Source organism: Pseudomonas sp. B21-019, from assembly GCF_024749225.1.
Lineage (GTDB): Bacteria > Pseudomonadota > Gammaproteobacteria > Pseudomonadales > Pseudomonadaceae > Aquipseudomonas.
Genome location: NZ_CP087193.1, coordinates 4,644,661 through 4,666,181, shown reverse-complemented (window position 1 = coordinate 4,666,181; position 21,521 = coordinate 4,644,661). Strand labels below are relative to the sequence as shown.

Annotated in this window: 16 protein-coding genes and 1 pseudogene; 16 read left to right on the top strand and 1 reads right to left on the bottom strand. The window is 59.8% G+C overall.

Annotation, left to right across the window (positions count from 1 at the left end; genetic code table 11):
• Window positions 1-24 precede the first annotated feature (24 nt).
• Window positions 25-810, bottom strand: coding sequence for a phenylalanine 4-monooxygenase (gene phhA / locus LOY36_RS20720; RefSeq protein ID WP_258670597.1), 786 nt, complete (start codon window positions 808-810; stop codon window positions 25-27).
• Window positions 811-1,091: 281 nt separating this feature from the next.
• Between phhA and LOY36_RS20715 the strand changes: the two genes are divergently transcribed.
• The 16 genes and pseudogenes from LOY36_RS20715 to LOY36_RS20640 all read left to right on the top strand — a co-directional run bounded on the left by LOY36_RS20715 (window position 1,092) and on the right by LOY36_RS20640 (window position 21,471).
• Entirely contained in the window at window positions 1,092-2,654 is a 1,563-nt protein-coding gene (locus LOY36_RS20715; protein ID WP_258670595.1) for a sigma-54-dependent transcriptional regulator, read from the top strand.
• Between the two features lie 280 nt (window positions 2,655-2,934).
• On the top strand, window positions 2,935-3,675 hold the full coding sequence (locus LOY36_RS20710; protein WP_026345695.1) for a flagellar basal body rod protein FlgF: 741 nt from the start codon (window positions 2,935-2,937) through the stop codon (window positions 3,673-3,675).
• A 45-nt stretch (window positions 3,676-3,720) separates the two neighbouring features.
• Entirely contained in the window at window positions 3,721-4,506 is a 786-nt protein-coding gene (gene flgG, locus LOY36_RS20705; RefSeq protein WP_018929947.1) for a flagellar basal-body rod protein FlgG, read from the top strand.
• Window positions 4,507-4,558: 52 nt separating this feature from the next.
• On the top strand, window positions 4,559-5,254 hold the full coding sequence (gene flgH, locus LOY36_RS20700) for a flagellar basal body L-ring protein FlgH (RefSeq protein ID WP_007938561.1): 696 nt from the start codon (window positions 4,559-4,561) through the stop codon (window positions 5,252-5,254).
• Window positions 5,255-5,260: 6 nt separating this feature from the next.
• On the top strand, window positions 5,261-6,370 hold the full coding sequence (locus LOY36_RS20695; protein WP_018929948.1) for a flagellar basal body P-ring protein FlgI: 1,110 nt from the start codon (window positions 5,261-5,263) through the stop codon (window positions 6,368-6,370).
• 11 nt (window positions 6,371-6,381) lie between these two features.
• Complete coding sequence (gene flgJ, locus LOY36_RS20690) at window positions 6,382-7,680, top strand: flagellar assembly peptidoglycan hydrolase FlgJ (RefSeq protein ID WP_019648079.1); 1,299 nt, start codon at window positions 6,382-6,384, stop codon at window positions 7,678-7,680.
• Window positions 7,681-7,703: 23 nt separating this feature from the next.
• Window positions 7,704-9,764, top strand: a complete 2,061-nt coding sequence (gene flgK, locus LOY36_RS20685; protein ID WP_019648080.1) for a flagellar hook-associated protein FlgK — start codon at window positions 7,704-7,706, stop codon at window positions 9,762-9,764.
• 13 nt (window positions 9,765-9,777) lie between these two features.
• Complete coding sequence (locus LOY36_RS20680) at window positions 9,778-11,346, top strand: flagellar hook-associated protein 3 (RefSeq protein WP_019648081.1); 1,569 nt, start codon at window positions 9,778-9,780, stop codon at window positions 11,344-11,346.
• A 125-nt stretch (window positions 11,347-11,471) separates the two neighbouring features.
• Window positions 11,472-15,044, top strand: a complete 3,573-nt coding sequence (locus LOY36_RS20675; protein ID WP_019648082.1) for a glycosyltransferase — start codon at window positions 11,472-11,474, stop codon at window positions 15,042-15,044.
• Window positions 15,045-15,315: 271 nt separating this feature from the next.
• Window positions 15,316-16,089 carry a glucose-1-phosphate cytidylyltransferase gene (rfbF, locus tag LOY36_RS20670; RefSeq protein ID WP_019648083.1) on the top strand — a complete coding sequence of 258 codons (774 nt, stop codon included), beginning with the start codon at window positions 15,316-15,318 and terminating at the stop codon, window positions 16,087-16,089.
• The gene (gene rfbG / locus LOY36_RS20665) at window positions 16,071-17,153 is read left to right on the top strand and encodes a CDP-glucose 4,6-dehydratase (protein ID WP_258670587.1); all 1,083 of its coding nucleotides are present in this window, start codon (window positions 16,071-16,073) and stop codon (window positions 17,151-17,153) included. Before rfbF ends, rfbG begins: the two co-directional genes overlap by 19 nt.
• On the top strand, window positions 17,150-17,710 hold the full coding sequence (locus tag LOY36_RS20660; protein WP_258670584.1) for a dTDP-4-dehydrorhamnose 3,5-epimerase family protein: 561 nt from the start codon (window positions 17,150-17,152) through the stop codon (window positions 17,708-17,710). Before rfbG ends, LOY36_RS20660 begins: the two co-directional genes overlap by 4 nt.
• The gene (locus LOY36_RS20655; protein ID WP_019648086.1) at window positions 17,707-18,933 is read left to right on the top strand and encodes a class I SAM-dependent methyltransferase; all 1,227 of its coding nucleotides are present in this window, start codon (window positions 17,707-17,709) and stop codon (window positions 18,931-18,933) included. Before LOY36_RS20660 ends, LOY36_RS20655 begins: the two co-directional genes overlap by 4 nt.
• Window positions 18,930-20,051, top strand: a complete 1,122-nt coding sequence (locus tag LOY36_RS20650; protein WP_258670580.1) for a DegT/DnrJ/EryC1/StrS aminotransferase family protein — start codon at window positions 18,930-18,932, stop codon at window positions 20,049-20,051. Before LOY36_RS20655 ends, LOY36_RS20650 begins: the two co-directional genes overlap by 4 nt.
• Window positions 20,048-20,713 carry an acetyltransferase gene (locus LOY36_RS20645; protein WP_018925023.1) on the top strand — a complete coding sequence of 222 codons (666 nt, stop codon included), beginning with the start codon at window positions 20,048-20,050 and terminating at the stop codon, window positions 20,711-20,713. Before LOY36_RS20650 ends, LOY36_RS20645 begins: the two co-directional genes overlap by 4 nt.
• A 30-nt stretch (window positions 20,714-20,743) precedes the next feature.
• Window positions 20,744-21,471 (top strand): annotated as a pseudogene (locus LOY36_RS20640) (cephalosporin hydroxylase family protein).
• Window positions 21,472-21,521: the final 50 nt, after the last annotated feature.

Here is a 21,521-nt window from a genome sequence, read left to right as displayed (position 1 = left end):
TCACTTGATTCTAAAAGCTGCGGGTCACGCAGCTTTTGGCGGAAATTTCGGTGCGTGCAACCCAAGCTGCATGCCTTGTTTGACCATGCCCATGATGTCTTCGTGGGCCAGATCGAACAGGCGCTTGAGGTTCGGCAGGACAAAGTACAGCGGCTGCAGAATGTCGATGCGATAAGGCGTACGCATGCATTCCAGTGGGTCGAAGGCCTGATGCTCAGGTGCGTCCGACAGGGCGTAAACAGTTTCTTTCGGCGAGGACAGAATGCCGCCGCCATAGATGCGCAGGCCTTGCGGCGTGTCGACCAGACCGAACTCGATGGTCATCCAGTACAGGCGCGCCAGGTACACGCGTTCTTCCTTGGAAGCCTGTAGGCCGAGTTTGCCGTAGGTGTGGGTGAATTCGGCGAACCAGGGGTTGGTCAGCAACGGGCAGTGGCCGAAGATCTCGTGGAAAATGTCCGGCTCTTGCAGGTAATCCAGCTCTTCGCGGGTACGAATAAAGGTCGCCACCGGAAACTGCTTGTTCGCCAGCAATTCGAAAAAGGTCTGGAAGGGAATCAGCGCGGGCACCCGGGCAACTTGCCAGCCGGTGGTTTCACCGAGGACTTTGTTGATTTCGCCGAGTTGCGGAATGCGGTCGTGGGGCAGACCGAGTTTTTCAATACCGTCCAGGTATTCCTGGCACGCACGACCCTCGACCACTTTCAGTTGGCGAGTGATCAGCGTATTCCACACCGCGTGTTCTTCAGCGGGGTAGTCGATAAAACCTTGCGCATCGGGCTCGCGAGCCACGTATTGCGTGTGCTTCATACTGCTCTCCTGCTAGGGGATACGTTCTTGTTTTATGTCCTGCTCTGGAATTAGAGATACGCCAAGGTGTGCGACTTTGCAGCAGGTGATCCGCGCGCTATGTAGGAAAAATCAAAGCTTTTCGTAAAGTATTCGTTACGGTTTTGCTGCTGTGGCGTAAGTATTGATATTTCCGTGTTTGAAATGGATCACGAGTGTCACATAATCTTGACGACTAACTTGGCGTTCGCGCAGAAATTTCCTTGCGTCGGGCCTCAATCACCCCTGTTACGGGCCTTTATATGCGTATCAAAGTTCACTGCCAGAACCGCATCGGTATCCTGCGCGACATTCTCAACCTGTTGGTCGAGTACGGGATCAACGTCGCTCGCGGCGAGGTGGGCGGTGAGCATGGCAATGCGATCTATCTGCACTGCCCGAACCTGATCAACATTCAGTTCCAGGCGTTGCGACCGAAGTTCGAGGCGATTGGCGGGGTGTTCGGCGTCAAGCGTGTAGGGCTGATGCCCAGCGAGCGTCGGCACATGGAGCTCAATGCCTTGCTCGGTGCTCTGGAGTTTCCGGTGCTGTCGATCGACATGGGCGGTTCCATCGTCGCGGCCAACCGTGCGGCGGCGCAATTGCTCGGGGTGCGGGTGGATGAGGTGCCGGGGATTCCGCTGTCTCGGTACGCCGAAGACTTCGATTTGCCGGAACTGGTGCGCGCCAACAAGTCGCGGATCAACGGCTTGCGGGTGAAGGTCAAGGGTGACGTGTTTCTCGCCGACATCGCGCCGCTGCAATCGGAGCATGACGAAAGCGAGGCCATGGCCGGTGCGGTGTTGACGCTGCACCGGGCGGACCGGGTGGGCGAGCGCATCTATAACGTGCGCAAACAGGAGTTGCGCGGCTTCGACAGCATTTTCCAAAGTTCGAAAGTGATGGCAGCGGTGGTTCGCGAAGCACGGCGCATGGCACCGCTGGATGCGCCGCTATTGATCGAAGGCGAAACCGGCACCGGCAAAGAGTTGTTGGCGCGGGCCTGCCACCTGGCGAGCCCGCGTGGGCAATCACCGCTGATGGCGCTCAACTGCGCCGGCCTGCCTGAGTCCATGGCCGAGACTGAATTGTTCGGCTACGGCCCCGGCGCCTTCGAAGGGGCGCGGGCCGAAGGCAAGCTCGGGCTCCTGGAGCTGACGGCGGGCGGTACGTTGTTTCTCGATGGCGTCGGCGAAATGAGCCCGCGCTTGCAGGTGAAATTGCTGCGCTTTCTGCAGGACGGTTGCTTCCGTCGTGTCGGCAGCGATGAAGAGGTTTATCTGGATGTGCGGGTGATCTGCGCGACTCAGGTGGACTTGTCCGAACTGTGTGCTCGCGGTGAGTTTCGCCAGGACTTGTACCACCGCTTGAACGTGCTCTCGCTGCACATCCCGCCGCTGCGCGAATGCCTCGATGGACTGGCGCCGCTGGTGGAACACTTCCTCGATCAGGCCAGTCGACAGATCGGTTGCCCACTGCCGAAACTGGCGCCGGCGGCGATGGAACGGCTCAGTCATTATCACTGGCCGGGTAACGTGCGGCAGTTGGAAAACGTGCTGTTTCAGGCGGTTTCCCTGTGCGAGGGCGGCACCGTCAAAGCCGAGCACATTCGTCTGCCGGACTACGGCGTGCGTCAGCCGCTTGGCGATTTCTCCCTCGAGGGTGGGCTGGACGAGATTGTCGGGCGCTTCGAGAAAGCCGTGTTGGAGCGCTTGTATTCCGAGTATCCGAGCAGTCGGCAACTGGGCAAGCGACTGGGGGTTTCCCATACCACCATTGCCAATAAGTTGCGCGAGTATGAGGTGGGTAAGGACAGCAGCATTTAAGATCAAAAGATCGCAGCCTTCGGCAGCTCCTACAGGGGGATCGCATTCCAATGTAGGAGCTGTCGAGTGCAACGAGGCTGCGATCTTTTGCTTTGTTGCCGCGAAGCGGCATGACACCGCCGGTTTTTCGTCTTTGATTCATTCCCCCAATCCCCTCTAAACCCCTCAAGTCCTTTGTTTGCCGGGCCCGGCGCCGCCAGAAAAAAGTTGGTCTGCAAATTGCTTATGGCTCAGCAGTACAGCGGTGGGCGGCAAACGTCCGGCATGCAGAGGAAAGAGTGTGGACAAGTACCTTTATGTGGCAATGACCGGCGCCAGCCAGAATGCACTGGCGCAGAAGGCCCATGCCAACAACCTGGCGAACATCTCTACCAATGGTTTTCAGAAGGACCTGGAGCAGGCCCGTTCGATGCCGGTGTTTGGTGACAGCTTTCCGGCGCGTGCGTTTGCCATGAGCGAACGTCCGGCCACCGACTTCTCCCCGGGCGCCCTGGTGCAAACCGGTCGCGACCTTGATGTCGCGGTGCAAGGCAACGGCTGGATCGCCGTGCAAAACCCCGATGGCGGTGAAAGCTACGTGCGCACCGGCAGCCTGAACGTTGACGCGCTGGGCGTACTGCGCGCCGGCAACGGCATGCCGGTGATGGGCAATGGCGGGCCGATTGCCGTGCCGCCCGAGCAGCAGATCGAAGTCGGCGAAGACGGCACCGTCAGCATCCGTGCGATGGGCGAGGGCCCGCGTGTGATGGCCGAAGTCGACCGCATCAAGCTGGTCAACCCGGACTTCAAGAACATGACCAAAGGCCTGGACGGTTCGATCCACACCAAGGACGGCAAGCCGGCGCAGGCCGATGCCGGCGTCAAACTGGTGTCTGGGTTTCTCGAGTCGAGCAACGTCAATGCCGTGGAAGAAATGACTTCGGTACTGGCGCTGGCCAAGCAGTTCGAGCTGCACGTCAAGATGATGAACACCGCCAAAGACGATGACCAGGCCATGGCTCGGGTCTTGCAGATCAGCTAATTATCAGAACGTCGCGCCGTAAAACAGGCGCACGAGGAGAAACGAATGCTTCCGGCTCTATGGGTTGCCAAAACAGGTCTGTCCGCCCAGGACACCAACCTCACCACCATTTCCAACAACCTGGCGAACGTATCGACCACGGGTTTCAAACGTGACCGCGCCGAGTTCCAGGACTTGCTGTATCAGATCAAACGCCAGCCAGGCGCCCAGTCGACCCAGGACAGCGAACTGCCGTCGGGTCTGCAAGTGGGTACCGGTGTGCGCATCGTCGGCACCCAGAAAAACTTCACCGCCGGCAGCCTGCAAACCACCGAGCAGCCATTGGACATGGCCATCGACGGTCGCGGTTTCTTCCAGATCCTGCAGCCCGATGGCACCACGTCCTACACCCGTGACGGTACCTTCCACCTGGATTCCAACGGTCAGATCGTCAACGCCAGCGGCTTTGCCCTGGAGCCGGCCATTGTCATTCCGAACAACGCCCAGACGTTCACCGTTGGTCGTGACGGCACCGTGTCCATCACCGTTGCCGGCAACCCCGCCTCCCAAGTGATCGGCAACCTGCAAACCGCCGACTTCATCAACCCGGCCGGTCTGCAAGCGGTGGGTAACAACCTGTTCCTGGAAACCGCTGCCAGTGGCGCGCCGCAAGTCGGCACCCCGGGCCTGGCCGGTTTTGGCACCACGCTGCAGAACACTCTGGAAACGTCCAACGTCAGCACCGTTGAAGAGATGGTCAACATGATCACCACTCAGCGCGCCTACGAGATGAACTCCAAAGTGATCTCCACCGCCGACCAGATGCTCTCGTTCGTAACGCAGAATCTGTAATCAAGTCTATGAGGCGGCCATGAGGTCGCCTGCAACACCGTGAGGTAGGGTCATGAATCGCTTCGTATCTGTTCTGGCACTGAGTGGGGTCGCCGCGCTGGCGGGGTGCGTCGGTCCGACGCCAAAGCCCAATGACCCTTACTACGCCCCGGTGTTGCCGCGCACGCCGCTGCCGGCTGCCGCCAATAACGGCTCGATCTACCAGGCCGGTTTCGAACAGAACCTGTACAGCGACCGCAAGGCGTTCCGGGTCGGTGACATCATCACCATCACCCTGAACGAGCGCACCCAGGCGAGCAAGAACGCCAACTCGCAGATCGACAAGACCAGCGACACCAGTGTCGGCCTGACCTCGCTGTTCGGCTCCAGCCTGACCACCAACAACCCGATCGGTGGCAACGACTTGAGCCTGAACGCCGGCTACAAAGCTGATCGTGCAAGCAAGGGCGACAGCAAGACCGGCCAGAGCAACAGCCTGACCGGTTCGATCACTGTGACCGTTGCCGACGTGTTGCCCAACGGCATCATCGCTGTGCGCGGCGAGAAGTGGCTGACTCTCAACACCGGTGACGAATTGGTACGGATTGCCGGCCTCGTTCGTGCCGATGACATCGCCACCGATAACACCGTGTCGTCGACCCGCGTCGCCGATGCACGCATCACCTATTCGGGCACCGGTGCGTTTGCCGATGCGAGTCAGCCAGGCTGGTTCGACCGTTTCTTCCTCAGCCCGCTGTTCCCTTTCTAGGTGGCTATGTTGAATCTTAAACACCTGATGGTGGGCGCTCTTTTGCTGTGCGCAGCCTTCGATGCTCAAGCCGAACGGCTGAAGGACATCGCCAGTATTTCCGGCGTGCGTTCCAACCAATTGATCGGCTATGGCCTGGTAGTCGGGCTTAACGGCACCGGTGACCAGACGACCCAGACCCCGTTCACCCTGCAGACCTTCAACAACATGCTCTCGCAGTTCGGCATCAAGGTGCCGCCAGGTTCCGGCAACGTGCAATTGAAGAACGTCGCGGCCGTGTCGATCAGCGCCGATTTGCCAGCGTTCGCCAAGCCAGGTCAGCAGATAGATATCACCGTAGCGTCCATCGGTAACTCCAAGAGCCTGCGCGGCGGCACCTTGCTGTTGACGCCGCTCAAAGGTATCGATGGCAACGTCTACGCCGTCGCTCAGGGCAATCTGGTGGTCGGTGGTTTCGATGCCGAAGGTCGTGACGGTTCGAAGATCACCGTCAACGTTCCGTCGGCCGGTCGCATCCCCGGCGGTGCGTCGGTCGAGCGTGCAGTGCCGAGCGGCTTCAATCAGGGCAACAGCCTGACCCTGAACCTCAACCGTTCGGACTTCACTACGGCCAAGCGCATCGTCGACAAGATCAACGACATGCTTGGCCCTGGCGTCGCTCAGGCCATCGATGGCGGCTCGATCCGCGTGACTGCGCCACTCGATCCGAGCCAGCGGGTCGACTATTTGTCGATCCTCGAAAACCTCGAAGTCGATCCGGGTCAGGCGGTGGCGAAAGTCATCATCAACTCGCGCACCGGCACCATCGTGATTGGCCAGAACGTCAAGGTTTCCCCGGCCGCCGTGACCCACGGCAGCCTGACCGTGACCATCACCGAAGACCCGATCGTCAGCCAGCCCGGCCCTCTGTCCAACGGGCAGACGGCGGTCGTGCCGCGTTCGCGGGTCAACGCTCAGCAAGAAGCCAAGCCGATGTTCAAGTTCGGCCCGGGCACCACCCTCGACGAGATCGTTCGTGCGGTGAACCAGGTCGGCGCAGCGCCGGGTGACTTGATGGCGATCCTCGAAGCGTTGAAACAGGCCGGCGCGTTGCAAGCCGACCTGATCGTGATCTGAGGACGGCGAACATGGATATGCGCAAAAGCGGTCTGGTCAGCAGCAGCGATTCGGGTTCTTACTCGGACCTGAATCGTTTGAATCAGCTCAAGGTCGGCGACAAGAACAGCGATGCGAACATGCGCAAAGTGGCGCAGGAATTCGAGTCGCTGTTCCTCGGTGAAATGCTCAAGTCCATGCGCTCGGCCACCGAAGCGTTGGGCAAGGACAATCCGCTCAACACGCCGGCGGCCAAGCAATACCAGGAAATGTACGACCAGCAGTTGGCCGTTTCCCTGTCCCGTGAAGGCGGCGGTATCGGCCTGGCTGACGTGCTGATGCGCCAGATGTCGAAGAACAAACCGTTGGCACCGGGTGAGGCTGCTGCAGCGTCTGCCGCCAAGCAAGCCGCCGCGAAGGCCGCCGTGGAAACACCGATTGCCGCCGGTACGGTCGCCACCAATGGGCCGCTGTCGCGCCTCAACGGCGAGCGCCCGTTGTGGGCTTCACGCGCGGTGCGGGCGCCGGCAGGTGCGGGCGAGGGCGCACACCGCAACGACATGGCGCTGATCAATCAGCGGCGTCTGGCGCTGCCACCGAAACTGGCCGACCGTTTGCTCGCCGGGCTGGTGCCATCGGCATCGACCACGGCAACGACCGCCTCCGCAACGCAAAACAAAATCCAGGTGCCGCCGAGCACCACGACCGGTTCCGGCCCGCTGTACAACGGCGACTGGCTGGCTTCCCAAACGGATACGACCTCCAGCGGGCGCCTGCAGATTTATGGTCGTGCCATGGCTCAAATCCCCCTGGCGCCGGCGAAGAAAGCCTTCAGCTCCGCCGACGAATTCGTCAACACCATGCTGCCAATGGCCAAAGAAGCCGCCGACCGTATCGGTGTCGATCCGCGTTACCTGGTGGCTCAGGCCGCCCTGGAAACCGGTTGGGGCAAATCGGTCATGCGCGCCCAGGATGGCAGCAGTAGCCACAACCTGTTCGGGATCAAGGCCAGCGGTAACTGGAAGGGCGATTCGGCGCGGGCAATCACCAGCGAATTCAGAAATGGCCAGATGGTCAAGGAGACGGCCGAGTTCCGTTCCTACGCCTCTTACAAGGACAGTTTCCATGACCTTGTGACGCTGCTGCAAAGCAACAATCGCTATCAAGATGTGCTGAAGTCGGCCGATAACCCAGAACAGTTTGTACGCGAGTTGCAAAAAGCCGGGTATGCAACCGACCCGGATTACGCAAGCAAGATTTCGCAGATAGCCAAGCAGATGACGAGTTACCAAAACTACGCTGCAGCGGGCGCTTCCACTACGCCTTTATAGGCACAAGGCATAAGGTTTGAATCATGAGTTTGCTCAACATCGGGATGTCGGGTTTATCCGCAGGCCAAAGCGCGTTGATGGTGACCGGTAACAACATTGCCAACGCCGACACCGCAGGCTACTCGCGTCAGCAAACCGTGCAGGGCAGCAAAGCCTCGAATCAGTTCGGCAATGTCTACATCGGCACGGGTACGACCTTGGCCGATGTGCGTCGGGTGTACAACAGCTACCTCGATGCGCAACTGCAAACCACCACCTCGCTCAACAGTGACTCGGCTGCCTATGCCGGGCAGATCAGCCCGCTCGATAAGTTGCTGTCGGACAGCGGTACCGGCCTCAACGGCGCCCTGACCAAGTTCTTCGCCTCGGTACAGAACGTCAACGCGAAACCGGGCGACGATGCTTCCCGCCAACTGCTGCTCAGCGATGCGCAAGCCCTGAGTAACCGTTTCAACTCGATCTCCAGCCAGTTGACCGCGCAGAACGCGGACATCAACGGCAACCTGACGAACATGGCCGATCAGGTCAACAAACTGGCGGCCACCGTGGCCCAGTTGAACCAGAAGATCTCCGAAGTTTCCAACGCCGGCGGCCAACCCAACGACTTGCTCGACGCGCGCAACGAGACCGTGCGCCAGTTGTCCACCTTCACCGGTGCGCAAGTGATCGAGCGTGACGGTAACCTCGACATTTACCTGGGCAGCGGTCAGCCGCTGGTCATGGGCAGCACTGCCAGCAAGCTGGAAGTGGTGCCGAGCAAAGACGATCCGTCGCGCTCGGCCATTCAGCTCAATCGCGGTTCGAGCACCATCGACATCACCTCGGTGATGACCGGTGGCGAAATGGGCGGCTTGCTGCGTTATCGCAGCACCGTGCTGGACCCGGCCATGAACGAGCTGGGGCGTGTGGCGCTGGTCGTCGCCGATCAGATGAACACCGTCCAGGCCCAGGGCATCGACAAGAACGGTGATTTCGGTTCGAACCTGTTCAATAGCATCAACACCGCAGCGCAAATGGCTCAGCGCAGCGTTGCCACGGTCGGCAACAGCGCCGGCTCAGGCAACTTCGATGTGAGCATCGAGGACAGCGGCAAGCTGACCATCAACGATTACAAGGTCACCTTCACCAGCGCCACCAACTACACCGTGCAGCGTCTGCCTGAAGGCACCGCCATGGGCGCGTTCAGCACGCTGACCACGCCACCGCCGGTGATCGATGGTTTCTCCATGACACTTTCCGGTGGCACAGCAGCCGCCGGCGACACGTTCAAGATCACCCCGACCCGCAACGCGGCGACCAACATCAAGACCGAGATGACCGACTCCAAACGTCTGGCCATCGCGGCACCGTTGGGCGCGGCCATTGCGGCGGGCGGCAGCGGCACGCTGACGATTCCGGCCAGCGGTCAACCGACCCTGACCACCAAGTTCGATATCTACGACACGGCGACCACCACCACAATCCAGAACGGCCTGAAGACTTCGACGCCGGTCAAGATCGTGTTCGGTGCGGCCGGTGGTACGACTCAGACTTACCAAATGCTCGATGCCCAAGGCAATTCGCTCAGCAGCGGCACCATCGTGCCGGGCCAGAACAATACGCTGAGCCTGACCATTCCGCTGGTCGACGGCACCGGTGCCGCGATCAATGATCCGGGACCGCCCGTTGTGCAGCGCACTGTGTCGTTCGACATGACCGTGGCCGGTTCGCCAGGTAACGGCACCGCGATCAACGTATCGCTCAGCCAGCCGGGTTCGCTGGATAACCGTAACGGCACCACACTGGCCGCCTTGCAGACCAAGCAGGCCGTGGACACCGGTTCGGCCAGCAACGGTATTTCCCTGAACGATGCCTACGGCAAACTGGTCTCGGGCGTCGGTGCCAAGGCCGCGCAAGGCAAGCTCGACAGTGCTGCGACCACCGCGATTTTGGCCAACGCCAAGGGCGCTCGCGACTCGTTGTCCGGTGTCGACCTCGATGAGGAAACCGGCAACCTGGTCAAGTATCAGCAGTACTACACCGCGTCTTCGCAGATCATCAAGGCTGCGCAGGAAATCTTCAGCACACTGATCAACAGTCTTTAAGGAGTCGTAGCCCATGCGCATTTCTACCGCCCAGTTTTACGAGTCCTCTGCTGCCAACTATCAGAAGAACTTTTCCAACGTGGTCAAGAGCAGCGAAGAGGCCAGCAGCCTGGTTCGCGTGAATACCGCGGCCGACGATCCGGTCGGCGCTTCGCGTTTGCTGCAATTGGGTCAGCAGGCTTCGATGCTTGACCAGTACTCGGCCAACATGACCACCATCAAAGGCACCCTCGGCCAGACCGAGTCGGTGATGACCAGTATTGGCAACGTGCTGCAGCGCGCCAAAGAGCTGGCGCTCGGCGCAGGCAACGCTGGCTATACCGATGCCGACCGTCAGGCGAACGCTTCCGAACTGGGGCAGATTGAAGAGCAACTGCTCAGCCTGATGAACACCAAGGATGAAAACGGCAAGTACATCTTCTCCGGGTCCAAGGGCGATGTGGTGCCGTTCACCCGCAACACCGATGGCAGCTACGCCTATAACGGTGATCAGGTCACGCTGGATCTGCCGATTGGCGATACCCAGTCGATGGCCACCAACAGCACTGGTTGGGATGTGTTCCAGCAGGCGATCAACACCAGCCGTACTCAGACCACGCTCACCGCGCCTGCGGTCGATGACGGTCGTGTGGTGTTGTCCAACGGTCAGGTCGGCTCCGATGTCACCTACAACGCCAAGTTCCGCAGCGGCGAGCCTTACACCGTGGATTTCGTCAGCGGCACGCAGTTGAAAATTACCGATTCGCTAGGTAACGACGTCACCGCCGAGGCCAGTCAGAACGGCGCGTTCAGCTCCACCAACGGTGCGGCCACACAGACTGTCAATTTCCGTGGCGTTGATCTGAAGTTGAACATCAACCTGCAAGCGGGTGACGTCCCGGGTACAGTGATCACCGGGCACAGTTTCACCCTGGCGGCCAAGCCGGACAGCTTCACTACGTCTCGCAGCCCGGGGAATCCTTCGGCGGCACTGGTCACCGGTACCGCGGTCACCAACAGCGCCAACTACCACGCCAGTTTCCCGAACGGTAGTGCGATCCTCAAGTTCACCAGCGCCACGAACTACGATTTGTACGCCGCGCCACTGACCGCCAGCAGCAAACCGGTGTCCAGCGGCACCATGGCCGGTGCCACGGCAACCGCGTCCGGCGTTACCTTTACGTTGGCCGGTACACCGGCTGCGGGTGACCAGTTCTCCGTTGCAGTCAACACACACCAGACACAGAACGTTCTGGATACCGTCAGCCAACTGAAGACCGCACTGGCGACACCGACCAACAACAACCCGATCGCCATCCAGCAATTAAACGCGGCGATCGGTTCAGGCATTGGCAATCTGTCCAGTGGCATCGACCAGTTGGCGGCCGGCATCAGTTCCGTGGGGGGGCGCGGTTCGTCATTGACTACTCAGACCGAGATCAACCAGAGTCTGGCGCTGGCCAATACCCAGACCCAGTCGTCGATTCGCGATTCCGATCCGGCCGAAGTGATGACCCGCCTGACCCTGCAGCAAACCATGTTGCAGGCCTCGCAATTGGCGTTCAGCAAGATCGCTCAGTTGGGGCTGTTCAACAAAGTCTGAATCTAGGCCTTCGCGATTTATCGCGAGGGTTGCAGATTGCCGAGTGCAAACCGTCTTTTTTCAGCGGTTCCGGGGGGCTCCACTCTTTTTAGAGTGAGCTTCCGCCGCTCGAGAGTTCCCCTGCCGTGAAACCAGTCCCTCTTGTCAGCATCGCCATCCCCGCCTTCAATCCGCAGTTCTTTCAGGCGGCGTTGCAAAGCGCGCTGAATCAAACCTACAGCAACCTCGAAGTGATTGTCTGCGACGACAGTGTCGGCGACGAAATCCGCCGGATCGTCGAGGATTGTGAGGTGCCGCAGTCGATCCGGTTACGTTATGTGCGCAATGATCGACGCTTGGGGTTTCAGGGTAACCTCATGGCTTGCGCACAAGAGGCCAGCGGCGATTATCTGAAGCTGCTGTGCGACGACGATCAACTGTTGCCTGAGTGCATCAAGCAGCAGATCGAAGGTTTTATCGATCGTGATGATGTGAATCTGGTCATCGCCCAGCGACAGTTTTGCGACGGCGATTACATCCTGTTGTCCGAGCGGCTGGAAAACTGCTGTTTTTCTACTGGCATCACGCTGTTCAAGGGTGAGGATCTGTTGGGGATTCTGGAAAGCACCCTGGTCAACTTCCTCAGCGGTTTGAGCGGGGCGCTGCTGCGTACCTGTCATGCGCTGGAGTATTTGCCGGCGTTGACCCAGGTCGGTGAAGGTTTCGTGGCTCGCCTGGACTTCGCCTTGTTTGCCTGTTTGTTACGTCGCGGCAATCTGGTTGTCGTCAGTCAGGTTCTGAGTCTCGAGCGCCTGCACCCGGCGCGATTGAGTAATCAGCCACACGTCAGGAATGCGCTGGCGACAGAGCTCGACTGGCTCAAACAGATGCTTGCATTGCGCAGTGGCGAGCCGGCACCTGCACCAGGCTGGGTGCGCTATATGGCTCTGGCCGATGCAGTCGATGGTCAGCCCTATGCCTGGGAAGAGTCGGGGTTGGGCCGATCCCTGAGTTTCATACACACCCTGGTGCTTTCCCGGGTGGGTGACGACTGCGACAGTTTTGTCGACCTGTATCGTGAATGGTTGTCTTGCCGCACATTGAACCCCGCTCAACAGCGTCTTTTGCCTGCCCGCCTGCAGGGGTGGGCCTGGCGTCCGCGGATTGTGCCGATCGTCATCGATAGCGAAGGTAATAGCGTAGCGCTGGAAGATACGCTCAAGAGCATTCGTCAGCAGGTTTATGCCGCCGAGCAGGTGGTGGTGATTTCCCGTTCGGAGCATGCGCCCTGCGAAGGTGTGCGTCATGTACGTTTGCAGGAAGAACCGGTCGCTCAGTTCAATCGACTGCTGAGGCAACTGGATGAGGCAGACTGGATCTATCTGGTCCGGGCGGGCGATCGTTTGAACGAGCTGGCCTTGTTGCTGCTGGCCGAGCGCATGGTCGAAATGCCGGACGTGCGCTGTCTCTATAGCGATGAGGGAGGGCTGCGCGATGAGGTGTCGATCGAGCCCGTGTTCAAGCCGGACTTCAATCTTGACTTGATGCGTAGTTATCCTTACATCGGCCGGGTCCTCGCTTTGCAGCGTCAGCGGGTGCTCGAGCTTGGTGGCATTGTTGCGGGCTACGATGAGCTGGGTGTTCACGATCTGGTCTGGCGTCTGGTGGAGAGCAATGGCCCGCACGCCATCGGCCATGTGAGCGAAGTGCTCGTGGAGTCTGCTTTGCGCCTGTCTCAGTGGCTCTCGCAACCCCAGGTCATCGAGCAGAATCCTCGGGTACTTGCCGCGCATCTACAGCGTATTGAGGCGCCACACCGCATCCGTAGCGGCAGTCTGGCGCTGATCAATCGTGTTGACTACCTCCATGACCAGCAGCCTCTTGTATCGATCATCATCTCCACCAGGGACCAGATCGGTTCTTTGCAGCGCTGTGTTGAAAGTCTGTTGGAAAAAACGGCCTATTCGCGTTACGAGATTTTGATTGCCGATAACGCCAGCATTGCCGCAGATGCCTGTAGCTGGCTGGCGGCCATGGAGCAAATGGGCAGCGACAAACTGCGAGTGCTGCGCTGTGACTATGGCGACAACCAGGCAGCGGTGCATAACTTCGCCGCGGCCCAGGCGCGGGGCGACTATCTGCTGTTGCTCAGCCCCCACAACATCATCGTCAATGCCGACTGGCTGGACGAGTTGCTGAATCACGGCCTGCGCCCAGAGGTCGGTGTAGTTGGCGGGCGGATGCTGAGTCCGCAGGGCCGGATCGAGGGTTCGGCACTGGTTCTGGGGTTGCGGGGGGCCATTGGTGTCCCCAATCGCGGAGAGTTGCTCAACGCCCCTGGCTACATGCAGCGTCAGCAAACCGTACAGAACTTCAGTGCGGTCGGCGTCGATTGTCTCCTGGTACGCAAGCAGGTTTTCGACGATTTGCAGGGGTTGGACGAACAACATTTGGCCCAGGCGCTTAATGGTCCTGATTTTTGTCTGCGTGTACGGCAGGCCGGCTACCTGGTGGTATGGACACCATACGCCGAGCTGGTGCAGGCGATCCCGGCTTCCACTGTCGGGCCTGCACCCAAAGTGCTGCAGGCTGAGCAGAAACACTTCTACCGGAACTGGTTGCCCCTGGTTGCCAGGGATCCGGCGTATAACCGGAACCTGAGTCTGGGCACCAGCAATTTCAGTCTGGAGCCTGGGTTCAAGGACGGGTGGGATCCCTTCACCCGTCAGCCCCTGCCCAAGATCCTGGCGATTCCGATCAACGCCACGGCGGTGGGGCATTATCGGGTCAGCCAGCCGTTCCTCGAGCTGGAGGCGGCGGGGCGAGTGGTAGGGCATATGACCTACCATACGCCGACGGACATTGAACTTGAGCGGTGTTCGCCCGACGTGATCATCCTGCAGGGGCGCTACAGCCAAGGGGCTGTCGATGAGGTCGAGCGAATCAAAAACTGTTCGCAAGCCTTCCGGATTTTTGAGCTCGACGATTACGTGATCGATGTGCCGAAAAAGAACGCACACATCCGCAAGGCCGAAGTGGGTGTCGACAAACTGGTGCGGCGTGGTGTCGGATTGTGTGATCGGGTCGTGGTATCGACTCAGCCGCTGGCGGATGCCTTGCGTGACATGCATCACGACATTCGGGTGGTGCCGAACATGCTTGCACCGCATCTGTGGACGGGGCTCACCAGTCATCGACGTACTTCGCGCAAACCCCGTGTAGGCTGGGGTGGCGGCACCAGTCATGACGGTGACCTGGCAATTATTGCCGACGTGGTGCGTCTGCTTGCCAATGAAGTCGAATGGGTGTTTTTCGGAATGTGCCCCGAGGCGCTACGGCCATTTGTGCATGAGTTTCACACGGGCGTCGCTCTTGAGGCTTACCCCGCCAAACTGGCCAGCCTGAACCTCGACCTGGCACTGGCTCCTCTGGAGTTCCACATCTTCAACGACTGCAAGAGCAACCTGCGTCTGCTGGAGTACGGCGCCTGCGGTTACCCGGTGATTTGCACCGACACCGAGGCCTATCGCGGTTATCTGCCGTGTACCAAAGTCGTGAGTAACAGTACCGAGGAGTGGCTTGAGGCAATCCGCATGCACCTGTCCGACCCTGATGCGAGCTACCGCATGGGCGATGCGCTGCGCGAAGAAGTGCTGCGCGATTACATGCTCAAGGGCAATAACCTCAACTACTGGGCCGAGGGTTGGTTACCGAACTGATTGAATCTGGATGTACAGCTGCAAGCGGTCTTGGGCCCGCTTTACGCTTAGGGACGAACCCGGTGTGCATGATCCGGATTCGTCCCTTTTTTGTGCCTTCTATCTGGATTCATGAGCTGGCGCGTTTCCTGCAAGTCCTCCTCATATCGCCATAAAACGAGCGCTTGCGGCCGGTACGCCAGCGCCTGACACGGCAGAGCGTTTTAGCCAGACAGCCCGAAAAAGCTTGAAACAGCTTGGCCGAGCTCTGTGAAGAACAAGAGGGGAGACGATGAAGGCAGTAATTCTGGCGGGTGGCCTGGGCACGCGCATCAGCGAAGAATCGCACCTGAAGCCCAAGCCGATGATCGAGATCGGTGGCAAGCCAATTCTTTGGCACATCATGAAACAGTACTCCGCCCACGGGATTCATGACTTCGTGATCTGCCTTGGCTACAAGGGCTATGCGATCAAGGACTTCTTCGCCAACTACTTCCTGCACACCTCCGACGTCACCTTCGACATGTGCAACAACCGTATGGACGTTCACCAGAATTACAGTGAGCCGTGGCGCGTCACGCTGATCGACACCGGTGAGGAAACCATGACTGGTGGTCGTTTGCGACGGGCCGGCCGCTATCTGGAAAACGAAGAAGCGTTCTGCTTTACCTACGGCGACGGCGTGTCTGACTTGAACATCAGCGCCCTGGTGGACTTTCACCTTTCCCACGGCAAGCTTGCCACGGTCACGGCGGTCCAGCCGCCTGGTCGTTATGGCGCCCTGGAGCGCGAAGGTTATCTGGTTCGCGGTTTCACTGAAAAACCTCGTGGGGACGGTGGCTGGATCAATGGTGGTTTCTTTGTGCTGTCGCCTAAGGTGCTGCCGCTGATTACCGCGGATGAGACGGTTTGGGAGTCCGAACCTTTGACCGGCCTGGCCAGCGATGGCCAGCTTGCTGCTTTCCAGCACGATGGCTTTTGGCATCCGATGGACACCCTGCGCGACAAGAATCACCTTGAGGCGCTGTGGCAGAGCGGGGAGGCCCCATGGAAGCAATGGGACTGAGTCCGCAATTCTGGCGCGGCAAACGGGTGCTGCTGACCGGCCACACCGGTTTCAAGGGCAGCTGGTTGACGTTGTGGCTGCAAAGCCTCGGGGCCGAGGTCAGCGGGTTTTCGCTCGATCCATCCACCGAGCCGAGCCTGTTCGATCTGGCGCGGGTGCACGAAGGCATCAATGATCAGCGCGGCGACCTGCGTGACCTCGGCGCCTTGCTGGAACTGATCGCCGAAACCCAGCCGGAAATCGTCCTGCACCTGGCGGCCCAACCGCTGGTGCGCGAAGGCTATCGCGATCCGCTCGGCACCTATTCCAGTAACGTCATGGGCACGCTCAATCTGCTCGAAGCGATCCGCCAGGTCGGCGGCGTGCGCGCCTGTGTGCTGGTGACCACCGACAAGGTCTACGCCAACAAGGAATGGCTGTGGCCGTACCGCGAAGACGAAGCCTTGGGCGGTCACGATCCTTACAGCAGCAGCAAGGCTTGCTGCGAATTGTTGGCGCAGTCTTACGCCGCATCGTTTTTCCCGGCCGACAAGTACGCCGAGCATGGCTTGGCGTTGGCCACCGCGCGTGCCGGCAATGTGCTGGGCGGCGGTGACTTCGCGCCTGAACGCCTGATTCCCGATGTGCTCAAGGCCTGGTCGGCCGACCAACCGGTAACCCTGCGCTACCCGCAGGCCGTGCGCCCATGGCAGCACGCCTTGGAGCCGCTGGCCGGTTATCTGCAATTGGCCGCCGGTCTCTATGAGCAAGGCCCGCAGTTTGCCGGCGCGTGGAACTTCGGCCCGAGCGAAGCAGACATGTGCAGTGTCGGCGAAGTGGTCGAGTTGCTTGCCAGCCGCTGGCCGCAAGCACGCGGATTGCGCATTGAACCGAGTGATTTGCATGAGGCCGGTCTGCTGCGCCTGGACAGCAGTCGCGCCCGTCAACTGTTGGCCTGGCAACCGCGCTGGTCGTTGCAGCAGTGCCTGACCCAGACCCTCGATTGGCATCTGGCGTGGCAGAACGGTGATGACATGCGTGAAATCACCCTGCGTCAGTTGAACCTGTATCGAGGCGCGCTGTGAGCGAGTTTTTATTGAAGACCTTGCCGCTGGCCGGACTGTTCAGCGTGCAGCACAAACGCTTCGAAGATGATCGCGGGCACTTCGCCCGGTTGTTTTGCGAAGGCAGCCTGAGCGCTTTCAGCCAGCCGTTTCATATCCGCCAGATCAACCACTCCTGCACCCGTGAGCGGGGCAGTGTGCGCGGTCTGCATTTTCAAAATTCCAATGCGCCGGAAGCCAAGTTGATTACCTGCCTGCGCGGCGAGGTCTGGGATGTGGCGGTGGACTTGCGCCCCGATTCCGAAACCTTTCTGCACTGGCACGCCGAGCACCTGAAGGCCGGTGACGGTCGCAGCCTGCTGATCCCGGCCGGGTTCGCCCACGGCTTCCAGACGCTGACCGATGACGCCGAATTGCTCTACCTGCACAGCGCCGATTACACGCCTGCGCACGAGGGCGGGTTGTCGGTGAACGATCCACGGCTGGCGATTGCCTGGCCGTTGCCTGTCAATAATCTGTCGGCCAGGGACTCCAGCCATCCCTTGATCGATGAACACTTCGCTGGAGTGCGTCTATGAACTGCCGTGGTTGCGGTACTCCTCTGGCCTTGCCGCTGATCGATCTCGGCACCTCGCCGCCATCCAACGCCTATGTGCACGCCGATCGCCTGGAACAAGCCGAGCAATGGGTACCATTGAAGGTCGCGGTGTGTCAGCAATGCTGGTTGGTGCAAACCGAGGATTACACCAGCGCCGACAGCCTGTTCGATGCCGAGTATGCGTATTTCAGTTCGTTCTCCAGTACCTGGCTGGCCCATGCCGAGCGCTATGTCGCGGAGATGGTCGAACGCTTCGGCCTGACGGCCGACAGTCGCGTGGTGGAAATCGCCGCCAACGACGGTTACCTGTTGCAGTACGTCGCCGGGCGCGGCATCCCTTGCCTGGGTGTTGAACCGACCCGTAGCACCGCGCAAGCAGCGCGGGAAAAAGGCCTGGAGATTCGCGAACTGTTCTTCGGTCGCGACACCGCCGCGCAACTGAAAAACGAAGGCTGGGCCGCCGACCTGATGGCCGCCAACAACGTGTTGGCGCATGTGCCGGACATTAATGATTTCCTCGGTGGTTTCTCCACCTTGCTCAAGCCGACCGGTGTGGCGACGTTCGAGTTTCCGCAACTGCTGACGTTGATGGCCGGGCAGCAATTCGACACGCTGTATCACGAGCACTATTCCTACCTGTCCCTGACCGCCGTGCAGACCTTGTGCGAGCGCAATGGGCTGGAAGTGTTCGATGTCAGTCTGCTGAGCACTCACGGTGGATCACTGCGGGTATTCGTGCAGCGTAAGGACGGTGAGCGCCGCGTGGTGCAACCGACCGTGCAGCAACAATTACAGGCTGAGCTGGACGCCGGGGTGAAAACGCCCGAGTACTACGCGACTCTCGCGCCCGCCGCTGAACGCATCAAGCACGAACTGCTGCGTTTCCTGCTGCAAGCCAAGGCCGACGGCAAGCGCGTGGTCGGTTATGGCGCGGCAGCCAAGGGCAACACCTTGCTCAACTACGCCGGGGTCAAACCGGACCTGTTGGCCTGGGTGGCCGATGCCAACCCGCACAAGCAGGGCAAGTATTTGCCGGGCAGTCGAATCCCGGTGGTTTCGCCCGACCGCATCGATCTTGAAAAACCCGACTACATCCTGGTTTTGCCCTGGAACCTGTTGACTGAAATCACCCAACAATTCGCCTCGGTCAAAGTGTGGGGCGCGCGGTTTGTTGTCGCCGTTCCGGAGTTGAGCATTCAATGAGCAGAATTCATTACACCAAGCCGAGCGTGGGCGAGTTGGAAGCCCGGTATGCCCTGGACGCCGTTCAGAACGGTTGGGGCGCACGTTGCTACGAATATCTGACGCGTTTCGAGCATGGTTTTGCCGAGCATCTTGGCGCCACCTACGCCATCGCGACCTCCAGCTGTACTGGCGCCTTGCACATGGGGATGGCGGCGTTGGACATTGGTGCTGGCGATGAGGTGATCCTGGGCAACACTAACTGGATCGCGTCGGCGGCGCCCATTACCTACCTGGGTGCCACGCCTGTATTCGTCGATGTTCTGGCGGATAGCTGGTGCCTGGACCCGGAGCAGGTCAGGCGTGCAATTACCCCGCGAACCAAGGCCATTCTCGCAGTGCACCTCTACGGTAACCTGTGTGATATGGACGCCTTGCTGGCGATCGGTCGGGAACACAATATTCCGGTGATCGAAGACGCCGCTGAGGCCATCGGCTCGCAATGGCGTGGTCGGGCGGCCGGTTCTCTAGGCGCATTCGGTGCGTTCTCGTTTCATGGCACCAAGACCATGACCACCGGCGAGGGCGGGATTTTCGTCACCTCGGACAAAGCCTTGTACGAGCGCGTCCTGACCTTATCCAACCATGGCCGGGTCGCTGGCAGCACCAAACAGTTCTGGCCTGAGTTCATCGGCTTCAAATACAAGATGAGCAACCTGCAGGCTGCCGTCGGTTGCGCTCAGGTCGAGCGTATCGATGAGCTGATCAATCGCAAGCGTGAGATTTTCGCCAATTACGCCCGCGCCCTGACATTACTGCCGGGTGTTTCCCTGAACCCTGAGCCTGAGCACTCGCGTAACGGCTACTGGATGCCGACAGTGGTGTTCGATGCCGAGACAGGGATTCGTCGGGATGAGTTGATCGCCGCTTTCCAGGCTGCCGATATCGATGCCAGGGTGTTCTTCTGGCCGTTGTCGTCGTTGCCGATGTTCAGCGAACACTCTGTCGACACACCGGTTGCTTTCGCCTTGCCGGAGCGCGCATTCAACCTGCCGAGTTATCACGATATGACCGACGCCGATCAGCAACGAGTGGTGGATGTCGTGCGTGCCCTGCTCGCAAAAAGGCAGCTGTCGTGAAGATTTATTTGCTGGGCGCGGCCAACCCCGAAGCGGTGCGCATGCTTCACGCGGTGAAGCGCAGCACCCCCAACGTCGAATTCGCCTTTCTGGATAACGACCCGAGCAAGCAGGGCACGCTGTTTTATGGGGTACCGGTGATCGGCGGCTCGGATCGGGTGAGCGAACTCAAAGGGCCTCAGGCGCGCTTCGTGAACCTGATCACCGGCAGTACCCGGCTGCGCTACGAGACCACCCGCCAACTGGTCGAGGCCGGCGCCACTCTGGGCCAATTCGTTCACCCGGGTATCGACCTGACCATGATTCGCATGGGGCAGGGCAGTTATCTACAGGAAGGCGTGCTCATGCAGGCCGAAGTAACGCTGGGTGACAACACCAGTATCAGTGCCGGCAGCGTGGTGGGGCATGAAGGACGGATTGGCCACTCGGTTTTCATGGCACCTGGGGTGTGTATCGCCGGTTGCGTGGAAATCGGCGACGGGACATTTATCGGTACCAACGCCACCATCCTGCCGCGCCTGCGCATCGGTCGCTGGGTCACCATCGGCGCCGGCGCCGTTGTCACCAAAGATGTTCCGGATTATTCGGTCGTGGCGGGCAATCCCGCCAGGATCATCAAGACCAACGCGGTGCCTTACCCCGACGGTAAGGTATTCAAGTAAGCCGTTTCCCTATTTTTCTGGAGAGTTGCGATGAATCCCCATGAGCAGTTTCGTGAAGAAGTAAAAGGCAACATCGAAGGTTTGAAGAAAGACAAAGCGCTGCAGGCCGAGTCCCTGGACTGGGTCGGCACCACGGCCAAACACAAGTACACCTACAACTTCAGCTGGATGGGCCGCCCGATCATTCAATTCCCCAGGACATGGTGGCCATGCAGGAAATCATCTGGAACTTGCGCCCGGATGTGATCGTGGAAACCGGGATCGCCCACGGCGGGTCGTTGGTGTTTTACGCCTCGATGCTGGAGCTGATCGGCCATGGTGAAGTACTGGGTGTCGACATCGATATTCGTCAGCACAACCGCGAAGCGATCGAAGCCCATCCGATGAGCAAACGAATCCAGATGATTCAGGGTTCGAGCATCGACACCGCGATCGTCGATCAGGTGCGCGAGCGCATTCAGGGCAAGAAAGTGCTGGTGGTGCTGGATTCCAATCACACCCATCAACACGTGCTGGAAGAGTTGCGTCTGTATGCACCGATGGTCTCGGTCGGCAGCTACTGCGTGGTCATGGATACGGTGGTCGAAGACATGCCGGAAGACGCCTTTCCGGACCGTCCATGGGGCAAGGGTGATAACCCTAAAACCGCCGTTTGGGCGTACCTGGAAGAAAACCGGGATTTCGAGATCGATCAGGCGATTCACAGCAAACTGCTGATCACCGTTGCGCCGGATGGCTACCTGCGCCGGGTGCGTTAAACGACAACTTCATTCAAGTGTTCATCAGGCAATAGGTCTGTGGCGGGGAA

What these genes read in the sequence shown, in the direction of transcription:
- rfbG (WP_258670587.1), top strand. Translation starts at nt 16,071, where the DNA reads ATGGAAGCAATGGGACTGAGTCCGCAATTCTGGCGCGGCAAACGGGTG.
- LOY36_RS20715 (WP_258670595.1), top strand. Translation starts at nt 1,092, where the DNA reads ATGCGTATCAAAGTTCACTGCCAGAACCGCATCGGTATCCTGCGCGAC.
- LOY36_RS20655 (WP_019648086.1), top strand. Translation starts at nt 17,707, where the DNA reads ATGAACTGCCGTGGTTGCGGTACTCCTCTGGCCTTGCCGCTGATCGAT.
- LOY36_RS20695 (WP_018929948.1), top strand. Translation starts at nt 5,261, where the DNA reads ATGTTGAATCTTAAACACCTGATGGTGGGCGCTCTTTTGCTGTGCGCA.
- phhA (WP_258670597.1), bottom strand. Translation starts at nt 810, where the DNA reads ATGAAGCACACGCAATACGTGGCTCGCGAGCCCGATGCGCAAGGTTTT.
- LOY36_RS20650 (WP_258670580.1), top strand. Translation starts at nt 18,930, where the DNA reads ATGAGCAGAATTCATTACACCAAGCCGAGCGTGGGCGAGTTGGAAGCC.
- rfbF (WP_019648083.1), top strand. Translation starts at nt 15,316, where the DNA reads ATGAAGGCAGTAATTCTGGCGGGTGGCCTGGGCACGCGCATCAGCGAA.
- flgH (WP_007938561.1), top strand. Translation starts at nt 4,559, where the DNA reads ATGAATCGCTTCGTATCTGTTCTGGCACTGAGTGGGGTCGCCGCGCTG.
- flgG (WP_018929947.1), top strand. Translation starts at nt 3,721, where the DNA reads ATGCTTCCGGCTCTATGGGTTGCCAAAACAGGTCTGTCCGCCCAGGAC.
- flgJ (WP_019648079.1), top strand. Translation starts at nt 6,382, where the DNA reads ATGGATATGCGCAAAAGCGGTCTGGTCAGCAGCAGCGATTCGGGTTCT.
- flgK (WP_019648080.1), top strand. Translation starts at nt 7,704, where the DNA reads ATGAGTTTGCTCAACATCGGGATGTCGGGTTTATCCGCAGGCCAAAGC.
- LOY36_RS20680 (WP_019648081.1), top strand. Translation starts at nt 9,778, where the DNA reads ATGCGCATTTCTACCGCCCAGTTTTACGAGTCCTCTGCTGCCAACTAT.